Below are 16,920 nucleotides of genomic sequence, written 5' to 3' on the forward strand. Positions count from 1 at the left end.
TGGGTGTGGGATTCACCCTCCTTACAGCGACATTCAGTCGGTTCATCTGGAAGACCGGAATCGCCCGCGCAACAGGAGCGTCAAAAGTTCCTGATTTCAACGGCGAGTGGACGGGATACGTCAAAACCTCGTATGAAGGAGTCATTCCGGATGATGCGCTCCACGCGTCGAACGACCCGAATGCGGAAATGCAGCGGGTCGCTGCGACACTGCAAATCACCCAGACATGGCGAAAAATCAGCATCCACCTGGAGACCGATAATTCCGAGTCAGACAGTACTGGCGCAACCGTGCTGACTGAAGATGGGCGTTGGCCGAGCCTTAACTACCAGTATGAGAACGACCCAGACCCAGATTCAGCCTCTTCGATGACAAGACACTACGGAACCGCTGACTTAGCTTTAAAAACAGACTCTGACGAAACAGTACTTGAGGGGTTCTATTATACAGGCCCTGGCCGTGAGAACTATGGAGAAATGTACTTCGTGAAATCGGAGTGACTGCTCAGTTCACTCTATATACTTCCAGTATTCCATGGGTTCCTCGCTGATCCGGTCGGTTGTAGTACTTGCCTTCAAGTTTGTCTTGGCCCTCATCGTATTCCAAGATAGCAGTCCCATAATGTGGATCTAGCTCCTCGTTGGTGGTACTCCCATCATTCCAGTAGTTATACGAGAGTGTCGGCCATGCCTTTTCTTTAACTAGAATCGTCGCTGCTCGGCTATGTGAGGGCGACTCTGGTCCATCTAAAGATACACGTATCTTATCCCACGTCTGATTAATCTCAATACTGGTTTCTTGTTTTGTCAGCCCCTCAATCTGACGTCCCTCGTCAACAATTTGTTCGTCGGGAATGAGATCCGCGTCGGCGGACGTGTACAGATACCCCTCCCATGAACCATTCAAGTTTGGAACAGCGACCAGTCCCTTATCGTGTAACCACTCCCATTCCCACAGGTACCTTGTGAATCCGATGTATAGTAATGACGAGACAACACCCAACGAGAACCCGACTATAGGACCAAAAACACTGATTCCGCCCAGATAGATTACAGCAGTAAGGATACCAATTAGAATATACCGCTGATGCCGATTCGCTTGGTCAGTGGAAAAGTTGTGCATTTTTCCTCTTGTCGTACCAGTCTTCCCACATTTCTCGGAGGCGGTTTATGAGTTCTTCTGCCTCATCAGTATTCCATTGAGTGTTGCTATCTCCGAATAAAGGCTCCATCTCGGAAACCTGATCGAAGCTTGAGAAGTCCGCGTCTTCTAAATGGGTGAGAATTTCGTCGAATCGGTCTGATCGACTGGTTCGCTTTAGGATGTTCTCTGGTACGTTGTATATGAGACACTCGATTCCGTACGAGTGAGCATCAATCGTCCAAAGCGTATCGAAGTGGTTGTTGTAGTAATACCGTGCGTTCTTGAATATACGGACCGTCTCTTTGTAGTTTGAGTGCATATCCCGTCCGTTCTCACGATGGATCTTGGGAAAGTTGATTATACGATTGCCGCCGTTTTGCGGCATAAAGTGCATTCCCTTGTCGATTTCTGCGTCGTCGTCACCGCCTTCGGGATATGTCCGGTAGACACGGTACTCACCGCACGCGACCACATCAACGTCGACGTCAAGTAGTGATGTTTCGTCTTTGTCGATCTTGATTGCCTTATTACCGGGAGTGACAGCCGAACGACCAAACTTGATCCTGAGTGCCTTCAGCACATCATCGTAGAAATCACGATGATCATAATCGGCATCATCATGGTCCTCATCGTATCGTTCCTCCTCCTCTTCACTGAGTTCCTCGAGATCAGAGCGCCATGCAGACGTGATTTTCGCGACGACGTCTACGTCGCTCGAACCTCGTGTGTGCGTTGTGTTTGCATATGAGCCCTGTAAATAGACTTCGTAGTCTTCGTCCGCTTGTTCCAGAGGGGAGCGTTCGCTCATTAGAGCACGGCGAGTTTTATCCCGTGCATCAGCTGATCCCTTGTCAGCTCCGGTACCATGCCAGTCATTAAATTTGCTTTCAGGAATCGGCATTTTAGCGATTCCTCATTAAGTTCGATAGGTGCGGTGTAGTCACGACTCGACTGTGGATGACACCATCCACGCGTTGTATAATGTCGTCCGGAATCATCTGTATTCTATCTCCAGATGTGTTCTGATGGGAGACATTGATAGGTACGGTTGCTTGATAGTTAAACACTCGCGAAACAGAGTGAAAGTGATAACACGACTATTGGCTTCTATAGGGCTGATTTTCCTACAAATAAGGCTTCCAAGTACAGGGCGTGGGCAGCAAGTCGTTGATTGAGAGGTTCACTCGCTTGCAGTCTACAACACACTCGGAATCGATGAATATGTCAAGTTGCGTACTAAGGTGGACGTGCCGATTACGGCCCTGTCGAGGTTGTGGCTGCGCGCGCAGCGACCGCAGGGAGCGAGCACGGAGCGGTGGGCGGGGCGGCGGGGCTTGGGCTGGTCCGGCACACATCAAAAAAAGAGGGCCCTCAGCCTCCTACTCTTCCCACCAGCGGCGGTCGCGCTCTGGGAAGACGATCATACTGTCGTAGGTAACGGCGAGTGAGCACCGTCCCTCGTACCAGTTCTTCTTGACGGCCCGCATCCGCACGGTGTCACCTTCTCTGACAAAGGCCGGCTCTGACTTGCGCCACGAGGTGAACTTGATTTTCCCGGTATCGTCCGCGATCAGGCCCACTTGAGCGATCTTCGGGCTGGAAGCATCCCAGAGCTGGACGACTTCTCCTTCGATGCTCACCTCGTCCGTCTGTACGTCCGGGACGTCCTCGATCGGGCAGATGGCGCCGGGGGCCGCCTTGAGTGCGTCCATCGTGTCGAACACTGCCTCCGTGATGTCCTGCCCCTTGGCCACCCGCTTCGCGAGTGCCCGCGAGACGGCCGCCCGACTGTGCCCGGTGCGAAGCCGCTGTGCCATCCGGTCTGCTTCCTGATTCACCTTCGCCAGCTCCATCCGCGAGAGGCGCTCGCGCGGATCCGTCCGGTCCGGGGTGCGTTCCGCCCGCTTGCGCTGCCGTCGTTCAGTGACGACCTCGCGAGTCCGCTGCGCTCGCCCGTCTTGGGTGCCGAGTTCCGCCTGGGCGCTGATGTGGTCCAGTTCGGCCTCTCGGGCGCGAATCTTCTCCTCTTGGGCGAGGGGCAGGTGCGAGAAGTCTTGGACGATCCCGTCGGGGTGGTTGGAATCCACCTTCGCCTGCTTTTCCTGCTGGACCGTCGCCCGGAATTCCGGCTGATCGTCGACGACCTCGAAGCCGTCCTCGTCGACGCCGGCGTCTTCGGTTCGTTCGAATGCCTGTTCATCCACCGTAACGACCTTGCGACTCGAGTTGTTACTAGACATTGGAGTTCACTAACTCCGAAGGCGCTCGCGCGCCGCCACCGCGATGTCCCAAGCATCGCGGTTTTCCGACGATGTCGACGACCGATAGCACCGACTGCGCGCTCTCGCTCGCGCCTTCGCGAGCGCCCTACCGGGCGCGAGCGAGAGCGCGCCCGAGTGCGGCGACCCCAACCAGCACCGCGCGCCGACCTGCCCGGAGCGAGCGGCCAGCGGAGAAAGCGTGGGGGGTGAGCAGCCACGCCGCGCAACCCCTCGCGCTTTCCCGCTGGCGTCGAGGGCACATTCACTTTAGCCCGGCAGCCCGCCCGCTACTGCAGGCAGGCAGCCCGGAATGGTCGGTCGCGAGCGACGCGGAGGGCGGCAGCGGCGAGCGGGGCGGGCCGGTACGTACACACCTGTCCAACCGGCTCTACCGCTCGGCGCAGCTACGCTCGTCCTGGTGGACTCAGAAAGGATGAGGTCGTCTCGGTCGTCCCCCGACCCCGCAAGCACCGCAGGGACGAGGAGCGCAGCGGTGGTCGCGGGATGCCGAGCGGCCGAGGGCTTTCAGGGGTCGTCTCAGTCGACGAATACAATCCGATTATTGGTTCGGTGAGCCGGCCGGCTCGTCGAGAGGGACGTCGACGCTGTCTTGGGTGACGACGAGTTGGACCTCTTCGACGGTAAATCGGACCTCCACATCGCCGGCGGAGGATGCGAGAAGTCGGTCCAGTGCCTCGACGTCGATGGCGTCGTGGAGCTGGTACGAATCGCTGGGGACCCCGTGGACTTCTAACGTCTCGACGATTTCAACGAGTAGATCGGGGGATGTCTCTGAGTCGCTGGGGGTGGAGGGTGCCATTATGACCTTGACGGGGACGTAGGGCGAGCAGGTGTTACAAATGAAGGCTCGACGGGCGGTCACCGTAGGCCTTCAAACGGGCCCTCACCTGTCGTCCTGTGCGTTCAGCTCCTCGAGGTACCAGCTGGCTGCCGTCCCGATCCGAACGCCGTCGACGTTGCGCATCTCAAGCCCGTTCGTGGCGGTCCGAAACGGCTCGTCGTCGACGAGGATGCGGTGGATGACTGTCCGGACTGACTCCGCTCCGTATCTATCGACGATAGCAGCGACCGCTGTATCGAAATGTGCGTCGTCGTGGTCGGTTCGCGGGTTCTGCGCCCGTTCGACCACGAGGTCGACCACGTCGTCGACCGATGCATGCTCGGGATCCCCGGTTTGCTCTCGTACGTTATAGCAAGGCTCAGCATCAGGCATTTCGAGTCACTCCGTGGTGTCGTCCGTATCAATCGTCGACGGGTCTGTGTCTCGGTGCTGACGGATCGTAGCGAGAGCCTCCTCAAGCGTGTCCACACTCTCGATCCCCGCGAGTTCATTGTTGATCTCGTCGATGAGTCCGGCACGCTCAACAGCGGTCTCGTTGCCGGCGGTCGTGTCGATCGACTCGACCCGTACCTGACGCACTTCCTGCCACCCACAGTCCCAACAGGCCCGCGTAATCTCGAGGCGCTCGTCGGCCTCGGCCGAGAGGACCGCGTCCCGAAGCGACGTCGAAAGCGGCTGCTCCGGGCCGACCTCGAGCGTGAGGGGAGCGCCGCAGGCGGGGCAGTCCATAGATATCCCGAGGAGTGCCCGTCTGTTGAAGATAGCGGAGCGATGGGACAGGCACACAAATAGCGCTGCTGAGGGCAGCGGGTAGGTCCACGACACTGCCTCCGTGGCCTCCTTCCACTCGTGACGTCGACCACTCGGCACATTAGTCCGAGATGAGATGGGGTCTGAGGTCACGCGTCCAGTACGTCGCCGGCCCACCAGGACTACACCGCGAACAGACCTGAAGTGGGCCTTCGAGATGGCCCAGTTCCACCCGAAAGCGCGTGAGCGCAGCGAGCGCGTCGACGACGAGGCCACAGCTGTCACAGGCGTAGTGGTCACGCGCCTCGGGATCCGGCGTCACCTGAATCGCACAGTCGACGCAGATTGGGTGGCTGACCCGCTCCTCTTTCCCCCACGTGTAGGCGGTTCCAGTCTCCGTGCCGGGTGCGGCGTCGCAAAAGGCACACCCGGCCAGCGTCTGTTGCTCACTCATCCGCCTCGCCGGCGTCGTGGGCGGCCGTCCACCCTTCGTGGAAGACGGCGATCTGCTGCATCGATTCGAACGCCGTGCCGCTGGGCTCGTGAACGAGGATCCGCTGGTCGACGACCGGTGTGACCGTCCCGGTATCGAGGAGCTCTCGAACCAGCTGGCGGGCTGTCTCGTCGTCGAGATCCGCCGTCGATGGTGACCGGGCATCCCGATCCTGCGCGAGCATTTCCACCTCGAACCGTTCGTGATCGTCTGTCGTAACTTCGTATCTATCTGGATCAGACATACGCACCAGGGGCAGTACAGGAATCGCCCCGCACCCATTCTGGGGCACGATAAACAGGTGCCACTGACTTCCCAGTCTCAGTACCGACGGCGAGGTGATCCTCTGTCCTCCACGCCCCACGCCATCGTCCGGGTGGCACCCCCGCTTACGTGGCCTGCGGCCTGGCACCTCGGCCCTGTTGGCCGCGAACGAACTTTTGGGCCGCCACCCCCACCATTTATCGGTTGATTTTCCTGCTGTCTAGTGGTCGAACTCGCCCCTAAAATCGCAAGACAGCGATACCTGACACCAGATTTCGGTGGCTGTCCAGGAACTCCCTCATTCGTGATTCTGGTGTCTAGGGCTGGCGCCCTGCAATTTGTGGACTTACCACGATCTCGGTCTTACTCGGTGTCTAGAACAGGACAGCACTGGTGTTAACCCGTTCAGATGGTCGATTAGACGAAGAATTCGGTTGAAACGCTCCAAAGGTGATAGAAATAGCGTGCTGTGAACAGAAAGTGGGTCCGGTACCTGGGTCACTGATTACGAATTAGTTGAGAAAGTCAGGTGTGAGTAGTCATTCGTTCAAGCATATCATCGTAATATGATTCTGACAGTCTTTCGAGAACCGAATTAAGATCGACGACCGTAACCTCCTCTGCTGTGCCGCCACCGCGGCAGAAGTAGTATGCCTTCTTCTCTCCGTCACCGTACTGACGGAGGTCTTCGATGACCTCACCGTCGACACCTTCCCTATTCTTCACCTCGCCGATTATGACGGTTCTGTCAGCGACGCCAAGGATGTCAACCGTCATGTTCGTCCCTGTAGCCCCGCCTGTTTCCATCAGAGGGAAGAATCGCGGATGCTCAAGGCGAAGGTACTCCGCGCAGACAAGTTCCGTCTGATCGCTGGTGTAGGAGGTTGGATCCATCTTCGGTTGATCCTTGCCTTTGTACAGCGCCCGCACTTGACCAGAGAAGCTCCCCCATGGTGAGAACGTGTTGGGGGTCTCGTATTCGTTTAATCTGTACCGATCTCCCTCGATAGTTTTTGTCTCCGAGAGTGGAACCATCTTATAAAGGTAATCAGCGCCGGATTCGTCGAATTCTTTCCGAGCTTTCGTCTCGTTCCCCAATGGGAACTTCCGATAATTACCATCGGGTTCTTTGAACACATACATCGGGGTTGTTTTTGGCTCGATTATCCCGATTTTCCGCTGGTCTGTACTAACATCCCTTTCAGATGGAACGTCAAAATCTGCACCCACGCGCAGTGAGCAGAGGTATGCATCGGAGGATTCGGCGATCTTCCTCATCTTATTCAGTTGATTCGCCCCCCTTTCCTCCGGGTAGTCGTCTCCATCGAAGCTGGCTTTGTTCTTGTAGTGTCCTACCACCCACCCTAGTTCGAAGAACTCAGCCATTCTGTCTCCCCCACCACTACAGCCCAAGAACGCACATGTAGCCTCCATCTCGGATATAGCCTGTTGTACCATGTATCTCTAATTAGGATATTACTGTTAAATATCTGGTCTGTATCGAGAGGTTCTAATGAATAAGCTTTGAGCAGCCTCCGTACGGGATTTGTGCACGTATTCAGCAGCACGACTTCAACAGATTGTCAGAATCCGAGGACCTCACCAGAGGCAGTAAGGTGTCTACTCATCGAACGAAAGGACTCGCCTCGCTTTGTCAAAAGGAGACTGGTCTTCATCCCTATCTTCTTGGTTCGATTCTTGCTCCAAGCGTTCTTCGAGAGCAGTCTCCAGACGGTCGCGTTCGGAGCGGACGGTGGCGAGTTCCGTACGGACCCGGTCGACTTCTGCTTCTAGATCCTCGATTCGCTCCGATTTCTTCTCCAGTTCAGACTCGAGACGCTCAACCTTCGCTGTCAACAAGCGATTCTTTTCGCGAAGGTGAGCTCGACCCAAGTCGCCAGCTGACTCGTCGCTCGCAGAGGCAGTAGCGGGTGACTCTGATTCCTTGTCAGCCGCATTCTCATCAGGGGTAACTCGCTCTCGACCGTGTTTCAGCCCCGCCGCTTCGATGGCTTCCAGCGTCTCGTTGTATGTTTCGTAGCCGGGAAATCCCTCGTAGGTTCCATCCTCTCCCTTACGATCGACGAACGCGTCCTCGGGACAAACCTCGAGCGCGACAGCTGCTTTCCGAACGGCCCAGAAGGGCATCTGGTCGTAGGACCCGCCGTCGACACGGTCTGATCCAGCGTCCGGGATCCACACCGGGATGTCGTAGCCGGCGCTCCGCAGTTCGTCGACGGCTGCCCAGTAGTCTTCTCCATCGAGGTCCGCATCGGCGTCGGCAACGATCCCCGTCGCGAGGGCCATCAGTTTCGCCGGCCCTCCGCCGGCGTTGACTTTCGAGTCACCAAAGGTATTGGCCTGCTCGTCGACGAAACAGGATTGGCCGCTCTCGCTATGCCGCCAGCATGGGTCGAACTGTGGACGCGGCTGGTTCGGATCCGTATCGTAGGCATCACTCGCGTAGTGGCGAGCGATCTCGGTGATGTCAACCTTTTCGACGGCCTCGTAGACATCCTCTTTGAACGGGGTAATGGGCCGTCCTTCGAGGGCACCGTTGAGTTCCTCTAGTCGCTCCTGGCGTCGCTGGAGAGCTTCCTCGCGGCGCTGCTGCCGCTCCTGTTCCCGTGTACGCTCCGCATCGGCCCACGCCTCCAACGTGTCCTGCCACCCGTCGTGCTCCTCGTAGAAATCCGGCCAGAGCGTCGCGACCAGCGAGTCGACACAGTCCGTGTGCTCGACCCGGGTGAGGTCATCGGCCCAGCTGACCGCCTGCTCGATGAGTGCGTCGTCGACGGTCTCGAAGGGACGGAGTTTGTAGCGGACGTCGTCGGTCGCGATCGGGGTGACGACGGCATCGTGGTCGGCGTGGATCGAGAGCGGCGGCTTGTACTGACGGTTCTTGTTGTTCACCCAATCGGGCTGGATGACGTCGCCGGCGCCGTCGACGCGCTCGTTCACTCGTGTCTCTGCCTCTTGGAGCCACGCGTTCGAGCGGTCGAGGAACTCGTCGAACACCCGCTCCAGCGCGTCCGGATCGTCGCTGAAGTGATCCGCAATCGGGAGCGTAGCCTCCGGTGCTCCGAAAACGTACGCGCCTCCGACGGAATCTAGCGCATACACCGCGTCACGGGACCCATAGAGCGTCGCATACTCCTCGATGTAAGCGTCGAGTGCTCGCTCGACGAGCTCTCGGGTCTGCACGTCAAGATTGCCACGCTGGGGCTTGATGTCATCAGCAAGGTCGATGTCCCCCCACGCGGGCACCGCTCGGAGATCGACATAGCCGGGAGTCGGGGGCTCATCTTGCCAGACCGTCCTCCCCTCGGACTCGTCGTACTGACAGGGCTCCCACCGCTGGAAGGCAGTCGGTGTCTTGTAGGTGGTGACGGCGTAGAGCGTCCGCTCCAGGCGGTCGTGAATCTCGTCGTAGTCGCGATCGAGGCAGGCGACCCGCCCGCGTTGCGGATACCCCGCCTTGATGGCCCCGACGTCGTCGTGGTCGCGCTTGATGTACCACCCGACGAAGTCGTTCAGGCCGATGGTCGGATAGTCGCTGACGGTCGCCAGCGCCTCGTAGACCGGTTTGGCGTGCCGGTAGTGCTCGCGGATGGCTGATTCGGAGAGCGTCATCTCATGGACTCCTGCACCTTCTGAGTGGGAGTGAAACGACTACTCACTGGCATCACTTGCTTCCCCCTGGTCGCCGGCGTCGCACAGCTCGATTCCGACGTAACAGCGCCGCGTCTGGCCGTCCAGCCATTTCTTGTCGCGCTCGAACTCGACCCAGTCACGGAACGCTTGCGTGAACCGATTTTTCGGCTTCACGTCGTAGCCCTCTGCTTCCGCGAACTGCTCGTAGGCGTCGTAGACGTCGGCGACTGCGACGACCCCATCGTCGGATTCGATGATGTGTTCGCGACCGAACGCACCGATGCCGTACGGATCGTCCTCATTGTCCTCCTGAGCGACTGACTCCTCGTCAGTCCCCTGGGCCGGTTCTACGCCAGCCGGGTGAAGCTTCTCAGCATCGATTGCCTCTTTGAGCGTGGAGAGCTCCGTGGCCGTCTCCGATTCTGGCGCGTACAGCTGGAGGGCCGGCTCGTTGTCGTCGGTGAGGATACCGATAGCGTACGAGCTCTCTGTGTAGTCTGGGACAGGGAGGTCAGTACGGGGCACGAACGGCCGCTTGACAGGCACCCAGTCCGCCTCAAATACCTCCCGTGAGTCGTAGGTCTCGGGAAGCTCACCAGGCCTGAAGACGGTATACGTCTCGCTCTCAGCATCGTAACTGTACGTCGCCGGGAACTGATCTTTCGACACGCTCTCGAAGGAGTCAACCCGAGCGTGCTGGTCGCCCGAGCCGTCCTCGAGGACGAGAGCACCGTCACGCTCGAACCAACGTGTATGGCGACTGCCGTCGCTCGCGGGACGGACGGCAGTCACGCCGTCCGCTGCTCTGGCTCCACCGTTGAATGTGACGTTGTAGTTCGTTGTATACAGCCGTGTCTCCCCCGACGAGAGGGAGTTCCGCGGCTCCTGAAGGATCTTCGCGAGCCGATTCGCGATATCGGTTGCAGGCTGGCCGTCGTGGTCTGCGACGACGAACAGCGGGACCCGGTCGTGTTCTTGGGCCTTCCGGAGGTTCGCGAGGACTTTCGCGGGCCGGACGTGGGTCGTGGTCTCGATCTCAATCTGGATCTCGGTGTCGAGGTCTGAATGCGTCGCGACGGCGTCAGGGCGAGCGTCTCCATTCTGGTCCAGCACTTCCACGGAGAACCCGGCTGTCACGAGGGCTCGTTCAACCGTTGCGAGGGCCGAGTCGTGCGCTTCTCCGCCCCCAGTCGGTGACGTTGAGGTATCTGCCTGCGCCGCCTGTTCGCCCTCGTCTGTGAGCCGACACTGGACTGCCGACGCCCCCTCTGGAAGGCCCACCTCGATCAGCGAGGATGCCTCCCGCACATCCGGGAGTGCTTCGTAGCCCTGCGCCTCGATGGTACTCTCGTCGATGCGGGAGAGGAGTTCCTCATCGACAGCCTCAACTGACACCCACCCGTTCGTCTTGCGAACCTCGTTGGACAGCTGGACGGTACGGATCGCCCGGGCCATCGCCACTTCGAGCGGCAGTTCGTCAGCGTTCTCTAAGGCGACGTCAGTCGCCGCGTCACGACTCTCGACAGTCGTCCCGCCGGCGACACCATACTCCTCACGAGTATGCTTGTGGACCGTCTCCAGCGCGTCTTGGAACCGTTCCTCTTCTCCGGGGGTCAGCGGCCGGTCGCTGTCGGGATGACCGGGCGGAATCGGGAGCGGTTCGATGCTGAACGGGTCCGGACCCGTTTCGCCGAATTGTGGGCTCGGGAGTTGCGCGATCCACTCGCCCCGCGGGAGTGAACTGATACGGTTCTTGAACTCGACCGGGTCCATCGCCTCGTGTGAGAGTGCTTCGGCGATGTCGGCGTCGACGGCGATCTTCCCGACGAGGGGGCTGCCGATGTTGTTCAGGACGTTTAGGTAGACCTCGCGGTTCCCCGCTTCCTTCATCTGCTCGGGGAACTGCGTCACGAGTTCGATCGAGAGCCGGAACTCTCGTCCCTTTTCCAGCAGCGTTGTCAGCGTATCAGAGACGACGACAGACGACGCCTCGTCGATGAGCAGATTCGCCACGTAGTCATCCGGCTTCCGGGCCAACTCGTCGCCGTCGCGACGCTTGACGGCGTCGTACAGCTGCGTGAGAATGACGCCAGTCATCACACGGGCGGCCTCGTCGCGAAGGTCGCCCAAGTCGAAGATCACCACCTTATCCTCGTCGAGGAGTTCGCGGAAGTCGAACTGCGACTGGGTGTTGTTGAAGATTCGCCGGAGATGGGCGTCTTGCGTGATGTAGTCCATCCGGTTGCTGATGCCGCTCACGACGTTCGAGAACGTCGCCGGATTCGAGCGCAGGTGTCGCTCCAGTTTCTCCGCGACCTGCGGGTCGCTGGCTCGCGGTGCATCCTCGGGTGTCGGCTCCGGCGGGCCGGCGGCGTGGAACTGGGTGACCGCGTGTTCGAGTTGATCGTGGGTGAAGTAGTTCGTATCCTGTCGGAAGTGCCCGTTTTCGAGACCGTACTCCTCGTCGTACATCGCCTTGATGAGGTACTTGATGAGCGTCGGCGAGGCGATGGCATCCTCGTACCGCTCCGGCCCCATCACGAGCTTAATGAGCTCCTCGTAGTGGTCGGCCTTGTCCTGAACCGCGTCGACGCGTCGGACGCCGTCCTCCAAGGCCGGCGTGATGTCGAAGAACGCGAAGCCGGGCAGGATATCGGGGACCGAGAAGTGGAGGACGTTCTCCTCGAGGTCGTCGGTACCGAAGCGCTTCGCGTGAGCCCGCATATAGTTCTCGGGGAAATTCCCGCCCTTGGAGTCGATGATGAACACCGGCCCGTTCGTCTGGTCGTACAGCGAGAGGGCGTCGTTTTCAAGCGCGACAGACTTGCCGGCGCCGCTCTTGGCGAACCGGCCGACATGGAACGGGAGCAGATGTGGGGGAATCCGCATCGGCTCTCGTGTCGGCGTGCCGTCCTCGCCGAGACCACGGCCGATTGCCATACCTCGGTCCGTGAACGCCTCCATATGGTCTTGTGACGGGAGCGGGAGTGGCGTTCGACTCTCTGGTTCGGCATCGGAACCACGACCGCCTTCGGTTGTGAGGTCAGTCGCTGGCGGAACGACGACGAAGTTCGCTAACTCCGCCGGTCCGAGGACGAGATCAGGACGCGTCTTTCGCCAGTCGCTCTTTGCTGCGATCTCGGCGTTGAACACCCGGTCGGCGTGCTTCCTAGCTCGCCGTCCTTTCCGGAGTCCACGACGCGCCCGCTTGGGGCGAAGGCGATAGTGTGACCCGTTCAGGTGGTCGAACACCGACCCGATATCGTCGAGGCGGTGGTCGACGCGCTCCCGCTGCTGGTCCGTGGTTACCAGCGAAAGCGCTCGCATATTCACCGTAAACGTATGCTGTGGTTCTTTCTCGTCGATGGAATCGACTCGCTCCCGACCACCGATGTCGAGGTATCGGCGCTGTCGACCGGTGTTCGAGGGGCTCTGTGGTTCATTCTCCGTGTTTCCGAGGAGTTCCCCGAAGAACCAGTCGACAATCCGATCCTCGCCCTCGCGAAGTTTCCGCTGGCGCTCCCGAGCTTCGTGAGTCCAGTCAGGCTTCCGTTGGAAGAGTACCTGAAACGCGATTGGGTGTTCGGCCCGGGTTAGCTGATCGATGAGTGATGCGAGCGGCGCTCGTGCGTGGTCGTCGTCCTCATCTTCCGTGTTCGTGAACTGGGGTAGCGTCGTCATCCAGTCCTCGCGACGGGTAGCCCGCCCGTGCCAGGTGATTCCGAGCGGCGTCGTGTCGTCGATACTCAGCTGTGAATGCTCCGGCTGGTGGTCGACGTCGGGCCCAGAGTCGGACGAATCACTCGTCGTAGGTTCGTCACTCGATCCGGTTCCGAACAGTACTTCGGCGTCGTCCTGCGACGTGGTGCTATCTGAGACCACGCTTCCGCCGTCACCAACTGGCTCCTGGCTCGTCGTGTCCAGCGGCGTCGCGGGTTCCGAATCTGGCTGGGAGGTATCGCCGGTCTTCTCAGCCGTTCTGGTAGTCGTCTCGTGCCGGTTGTCGCCCCCGACACTACTGTCGTGAGCTTGCTTTGCTGGTGAGGGAAGCAGCTTCGTCTCTAGGTCGAGTGTCACCCGCTCAAACGTCACGGTCGGCGGATACAGCGTCCGAAGGCGCTCTTCGAGAGCATCGATCCGTCTATCCGCGCCGTAATAGAACTCGACCGGCTCGTCTTTCCCTTCGCTCACCGCGAGGAATTCGAATACTGGTGGTGGATTGCCGAAGGGACCGATACTGTCGAGAAGCCCGTCGTTGCCGGCGTCCAGCCCGTGGAGGCCAGCCAGTTGGCGGACGACGGTCTCCGGCGCGAGGTCACTCCGAGAGGGAGTGATCCGGATATACTCGACGCCGCGATCTGACCCCGTGGGGTCTGATGGGTGGTTCTCAGTCATCCTCCTGTTGAGCAGTGCTGGTTGGGCCCCCACCGTCGGCACGAGCGCCGGCCTGCCGGCTGTCGGGGCTCGCCACACTGGCGCTGGATCCGGTCTCGAGTTCGGCCACGTCCGCCGCACCGCCGTCGATGACATGGGCCTCGTAATCACTTGCCCGAATCCGGAGCGGGAACCATCCCTCCTGGTCGATTCCCACGAGCGCTTCTGAGTACCCGTCTTCGTCCTCACCGGCTTTCGCGGAGGTAACCCAGTTTACCTGCCGTTCGCTGAGGTCAAACCACTTGGCGATCTTCTCTTTCTCCTCGTTGACGCGGTGAAGGACGGTCAGCGAACAGAGGTTTGCGATGGTTCTCGCCTCCGGCGTCAGCGCGAACTCACCCCCCGTTTGCGTGATGAATTCGAGGCTCAGGTCGAAGTGGCGACTGTGTCGGACGGCCGTCTCCAAGAAGTCCAGCGAGACGGCATCGTTCATCAGGTAGTGCGCCTCGTCGATACAGAAGACGACGCGCTTGTCGGTCTGCTTGACCCGCTCGTAGACGCTGTTGAACAGCACCTGCATCATAAGGCTGGTCTCCGCCCGCCCACGGGTGCCTTCTTCCTGATGGAGATCGAGGTAGATGACCTTCGAATCAAGGTCGAATTCGGAGGGTCGAGCCAGATTCTCGAGTTCACCGCCTTCGCGGAACGACGGTCGGAGGTCCTTGAGCAGCGACTGCGCATCGGACTGGACGGCTTCCTGCTCGCCATCAGTGACGTAGCCGTACTCCTCTGGATCCTCGACCATCTCCTCGAGGACTTCAATGACGTCGTGGATTGTCGGTGAATCCCGGGTGTGTGTCTCTGGATCCCTGGTGATGCCGCGCTTCTCGTAGGCTTCCTGGACGGCCCGCCGGAGCGTCTGGTTACGCTCACCGAGCGGGTGGTCCGCGACGTGCTCGAAGAACGTCGCGAAGAAGGTCATCACCCAGTTGATCTGCTCGCCCCACGGGTCGATGTCGTCGACCTCCTGTAGGACGTGGTCGGGTGTCGGCTTGATCTCCAGTGGGTTCAATCCACGCCGACCACCGACCGTGACGCGCTCGCCATCGAGCGCCTCGTTGACGCCGGCGAACCCTCGCATCGGGTCGAGCATAATGATGACCGTATCCTCGTCGAACATCGCCCGCCGCACCAGCCGGAGCTTCGTTGCGAAGGACTTGCCCGCACCGAGGCGGCCGATAACCATCATACAGTAGCCGGTTTGTCGCTTGAACCGGTCGAGGATGAGCGGGCTCGAATTCAGCGCGTACGTCCCGTACTCGATGCCGGGTTCAGCAAACGCACCGGAAACGAAGGGGAACATCGCGCCGACAGCACCGCCAAGCATCGGCGTCTTGCTGTCGAGCGTCTCGTTGAATTGATCGAGGGCGATTGGACTGGCTGAGGTGAACGTCTTCAGCTGGGACCACCGCGGCGTCACCGGCGTCAGATTCGCGGGGGCCTGCCGGGCAGTCGTTGACACCGACTCAGTGTCGACGTTATCGCGCTCGTCGCCTCTGACCGTGAGGTACGTCGAGACGTCGAACGCCTGCATCGTCGTGTTCCTGAGGACGTCGTACATCTCCTGGTGGTCCTCTAGGTCTTTCTCGACGCCGCGGGCGCTCGCACGATGCTTCTCGGTCAGGTATTCGTAATCGGCTTCAAGATCCTCGATCTTGTTCTCCAGCGAATCCAGCGTCTCCCGCGTGTCGCGGGGGTCGATATGGATGCTGATGTCCGTTTGTTGGGTCTCGGCGGCGGCGTACAGCTTCTCAAGGAAGCCGTCCATCGGTGCATCCGGATACTCTCCGACCCACAGGCTCTGCGCCCACTGATTGTCCGTCCGGAGAGCACTCGGCGTCCGTTCGATGCTGGATGGTGAGACGACGGTCTGGTGGATTTCGGGAATACCGTCGACTGCCTCACCGTCCCGCTCGTAGGTGACAGTAAGCTGCGACTCGTCACCGTCTGCGTCCTGCTCGTCAGGCGTCTCATCTTCAGATGTCTCATCGTCGTCGTTGGCTTCCGAACTGTTCGAGCCGGTGAAGGGGAGCAGGTTACGAATCATGGGTTGGTGATGACGGGGGAGGTGCGAAGCACCTGTTCAGGGTTGCCGTACTCGATCTCCGTGCCGGTCCAATACTCCGCGATAAGACGGGTGAGCTCGGCCGCATCGACGGGGCGAGTATCACACCCCTCGATGCCACGGAGGCCTCGCTCGACCCGCCGGCGACGCTCGTCCAATTCCTCGAGCATCGCGGCGCGCTCTTCCTCCTCCGGCGGCGCCGTGACGATCTGGATAAGGATACCCAGCACTGGGATTCCAGCGAGCTTTTCGAGCAGGCTGGCCCGCTCGTACCGGACCTCCTCAGGTCGGACCGGGATGAGGACGTAGTGGTCACGGATGGTCATCTGGCGCTGTGCGAGCTCCCGGTCGTACCAGTCGACGTAGTGCTCGATGAGCGCCTGCAGTCTCTCGTTGGATTTGACGTCCGGGTCGCTCAATCGGTCCTTGTACCGCCCAACGTACTCGTCGGCAGGGAACGACTGCGTTGTGGAATAGATCTGAATCGGGAACTCGACGGTCGTATTGACGAAGTCTTGGAAGGCCTCCGTCTTCTGTTCCCATTCCTCGTCGGTCGCCAGCGCCATCGTCGGCGGTGACACCTGTACTGCGCCCACAAGAGCCCGGTCGGTCCGCTCGATAGCGTCGTGTCGCGGATACACTCGTTCGACGTGGGTGTACTCCTTCGCGTCCTCGTGGGCAATCTCCGTCTCGCTGCGATGGAACCCCACGAACGTTCCGAGCCAGTCGAGGCTGTTGGTATACCCAGGCGTGAGGTAGACGAACAGGCCGCCGAAGGCGATCGCAATTGCTGCGACCGGAATGGTCAGCGCGGATACCGGGATGCCGCGAACGGTGAGTGACGGTGGGATGACGACCTGCGTCACTAGGACCACCAGGACGCCGGGAAGCCCTGCGACCGCGAGATCCGTCAGCGAGTACTTCCCGAGGAACTGGGTGTCGGTACCGAGCGACTTCGGAATTCGTTTCGCGGGGTCAGTTGCGGAGCTCATGG

Annotated in this window: 14 protein-coding genes; 1 reads left to right on the forward strand and 13 read right to left on the reverse strand. The window is 59.9% G+C overall.

Annotated features, from left to right (window positions below):
• The coding region (locus tag C437_RS20380; RefSeq protein ID WP_004517767.1) for a Cap15 family cyclic dinucleotide receptor domain-containing protein at positions 1-500 on the forward strand (500 nt) is incomplete at its 5' end.
• Between the two features lie 4 nt (positions 501-504).
• On the opposite strand, the gene C437_RS14660 is transcribed toward C437_RS20380, so the two are convergent.
• The 13 genes from C437_RS14660 to C437_RS14720 form a co-directional block, all read right to left on the reverse strand.
• The gene (locus C437_RS14660) at positions 505-1,122 is read right to left on the reverse strand and encodes a Cap15 family cyclic dinucleotide receptor domain-containing protein (RefSeq protein ID WP_004517768.1); all 618 of its coding nucleotides are present in this window, start codon (positions 1,120-1,122) and stop codon (positions 505-507) included.
• Positions 1,103-1,951, reverse strand: coding sequence for a nucleotidyltransferase domain-containing protein (locus C437_RS14665; protein WP_004517769.1), 849 nt, complete (start codon positions 1,949-1,951; stop codon positions 1,103-1,105). Before C437_RS14665 ends, C437_RS14660 begins: the two co-directional genes overlap by 20 nt.
• A 571-nt stretch (positions 1,952-2,522) precedes the next feature.
• Positions 2,523-3,383 carry a hypothetical protein gene (locus tag C437_RS14670; protein ID WP_004517770.1) on the reverse strand — a complete coding sequence of 287 codons (861 nt, stop codon included), beginning with the start codon at positions 3,381-3,383 and terminating at the stop codon, positions 2,523-2,525.
• Positions 3,384-3,963: 580 nt separating this feature from the next.
• On the reverse strand, positions 3,964-4,224 hold the full coding sequence (locus C437_RS14675; RefSeq protein WP_004517771.1) for a HalOD1 output domain-containing protein: 261 nt from the start codon (positions 4,222-4,224) through the stop codon (positions 3,964-3,966).
• A gap of 84 nt (positions 4,225-4,308) precedes the next feature.
• Positions 4,309-4,638, reverse strand: a complete 330-nt coding sequence (locus C437_RS14680) for a hypothetical protein (RefSeq protein ID WP_004517772.1) — start codon at positions 4,636-4,638, stop codon at positions 4,309-4,311.
• Positions 4,639-4,644: 6 nt separating this feature from the next.
• The gene (locus tag C437_RS14685; RefSeq protein WP_004517773.1) at positions 4,645-4,995 is read right to left on the reverse strand and encodes a hypothetical protein; all 351 of its coding nucleotides are present in this window, start codon (positions 4,993-4,995) and stop codon (positions 4,645-4,647) included.
• 142 nt (positions 4,996-5,137) lie between these two features.
• Complete coding sequence (locus tag C437_RS14690) at positions 5,138-5,470, reverse strand: DUF7558 family protein (protein WP_049919834.1); 333 nt, start codon at positions 5,468-5,470, stop codon at positions 5,138-5,140.
• Positions 5,463-5,753, reverse strand: a complete 291-nt coding sequence (locus C437_RS14695) for a hypothetical protein (protein WP_004517774.1) — start codon at positions 5,751-5,753, stop codon at positions 5,463-5,465. The genes C437_RS14690 and C437_RS14695 overlap by 8 nt, the downstream gene beginning before the upstream one ends.
• Before the next feature lie 545 nt (positions 5,754-6,298).
• Positions 6,299-7,231, reverse strand: a complete 933-nt coding sequence (locus C437_RS14700) for a hypothetical protein (RefSeq protein WP_004517775.1) — start codon at positions 7,229-7,231, stop codon at positions 6,299-6,301.
• Positions 7,232-7,393: 162 nt separating this feature from the next.
• Positions 7,394-9,406: a CCDC113/CCDC96 family coiled-coil domain-containing protein gene (locus C437_RS14705; RefSeq protein ID WP_004517776.1), complete on the reverse strand. Its 2,013-nt coding sequence runs from the start codon at positions 9,404-9,406 to the stop codon at positions 7,394-7,396.
• Positions 9,407-9,445: 39 nt separating this feature from the next.
• A complete protein-coding gene (locus C437_RS14710; RefSeq protein WP_004517777.1) occupies positions 9,446-13,822 on the reverse strand; it encodes a type IV secretory system conjugative DNA transfer family protein in 4,377 nt (1,458 codons plus the stop codon).
• Positions 13,815-15,908 carry a VirB4 family type IV secretion system protein gene (locus C437_RS14715; RefSeq protein WP_004517778.1) on the reverse strand — a complete coding sequence of 698 codons (2,094 nt, stop codon included), beginning with the start codon at positions 15,906-15,908 and terminating at the stop codon, positions 13,815-13,817. Before C437_RS14715 ends, C437_RS14710 begins: the two co-directional genes overlap by 8 nt.
• Positions 15,905-16,918, reverse strand: coding sequence for a hypothetical protein (locus tag C437_RS14720; RefSeq protein WP_004517779.1), 1,014 nt, complete (start codon positions 16,916-16,918; stop codon positions 15,905-15,907). The genes C437_RS14715 and C437_RS14720 overlap by 4 nt, the downstream gene beginning before the upstream one ends.
• Positions 16,919-16,920: the final 2 nt, after the last annotated feature.

The organism is Haloarcula vallismortis ATCC 29715, from assembly GCF_000337775.1.
GTDB classification, from domain to species: Archaea; Halobacteriota; Halobacteria; order Halobacteriales; family Haloarculaceae; genus Haloarcula; species Haloarcula vallismortis.

What these genes read in the sequence shown, in the direction of transcription:
- C437_RS14720 (WP_004517779.1), bottom strand. Translation starts at nt 16,918, where the DNA reads ATGAGCTCCGCAACTGACCCCGCGAAACGAATTCCGAAGTCGCTCGGT.
- C437_RS14705 (WP_004517776.1), bottom strand. Translation starts at nt 9,406, where the DNA reads ATGACGCTCTCCGAATCAGCCATCCGCGAGCACTACCGGCACGCCAAA.
- C437_RS14690 (WP_049919834.1), bottom strand. Translation starts at nt 5,470, where the DNA reads ATGAGTGAGCAACAGACGCTGGCCGGGTGTGCCTTTTGCGACGCCGCA.
- C437_RS14685 (WP_004517773.1), bottom strand. Translation starts at nt 4,995, where the DNA reads ATGGACTGCCCCGCCTGCGGCGCTCCCCTCACGCTCGAGGTCGGCCCG.
- C437_RS14675 (WP_004517771.1), bottom strand. Translation starts at nt 4,224, where the DNA reads ATGGCACCCTCCACCCCCAGCGACTCAGAGACATCCCCCGATCTACTC.
- C437_RS14695 (WP_004517774.1), bottom strand. Translation starts at nt 5,753, where the DNA reads ATGTCTGATCCAGATAGATACGAAGTTACGACAGACGATCACGAACGG.
- C437_RS14660 (WP_004517768.1), bottom strand. Translation starts at nt 1,122, where the DNA reads ATGCACAACTTTTCCACTGACCAAGCGAATCGGCATCAGCGGTATATT.
- C437_RS14670 (WP_004517770.1), bottom strand. Translation starts at nt 3,383, where the DNA reads ATGTCTAGTAACAACTCGAGTCGCAAGGTCGTTACGGTGGATGAACAG.
- C437_RS14715 (WP_004517778.1), bottom strand. Translation starts at nt 15,908, where the DNA reads ATGATTCGTAACCTGCTCCCCTTCACCGGCTCGAACAGTTCGGAAGCC.
- C437_RS14700 (WP_004517775.1), bottom strand. Translation starts at nt 7,231, where the DNA reads ATGGTACAACAGGCTATATCCGAGATGGAGGCTACATGTGCGTTCTTG.
- C437_RS14680 (WP_004517772.1), bottom strand. Translation starts at nt 4,638, where the DNA reads ATGCCTGATGCTGAGCCTTGCTATAACGTACGAGAGCAAACCGGGGAT.
- C437_RS14665 (WP_004517769.1), bottom strand. Translation starts at nt 1,951, where the DNA reads ATGAGCGAACGCTCCCCTCTGGAACAAGCGGACGAAGACTACGAAGTC.
- C437_RS14710 (WP_004517777.1), bottom strand. Translation starts at nt 13,822, where the DNA reads ATGACTGAGAACCACCCATCAGACCCCACGGGGTCAGATCGCGGCGTC.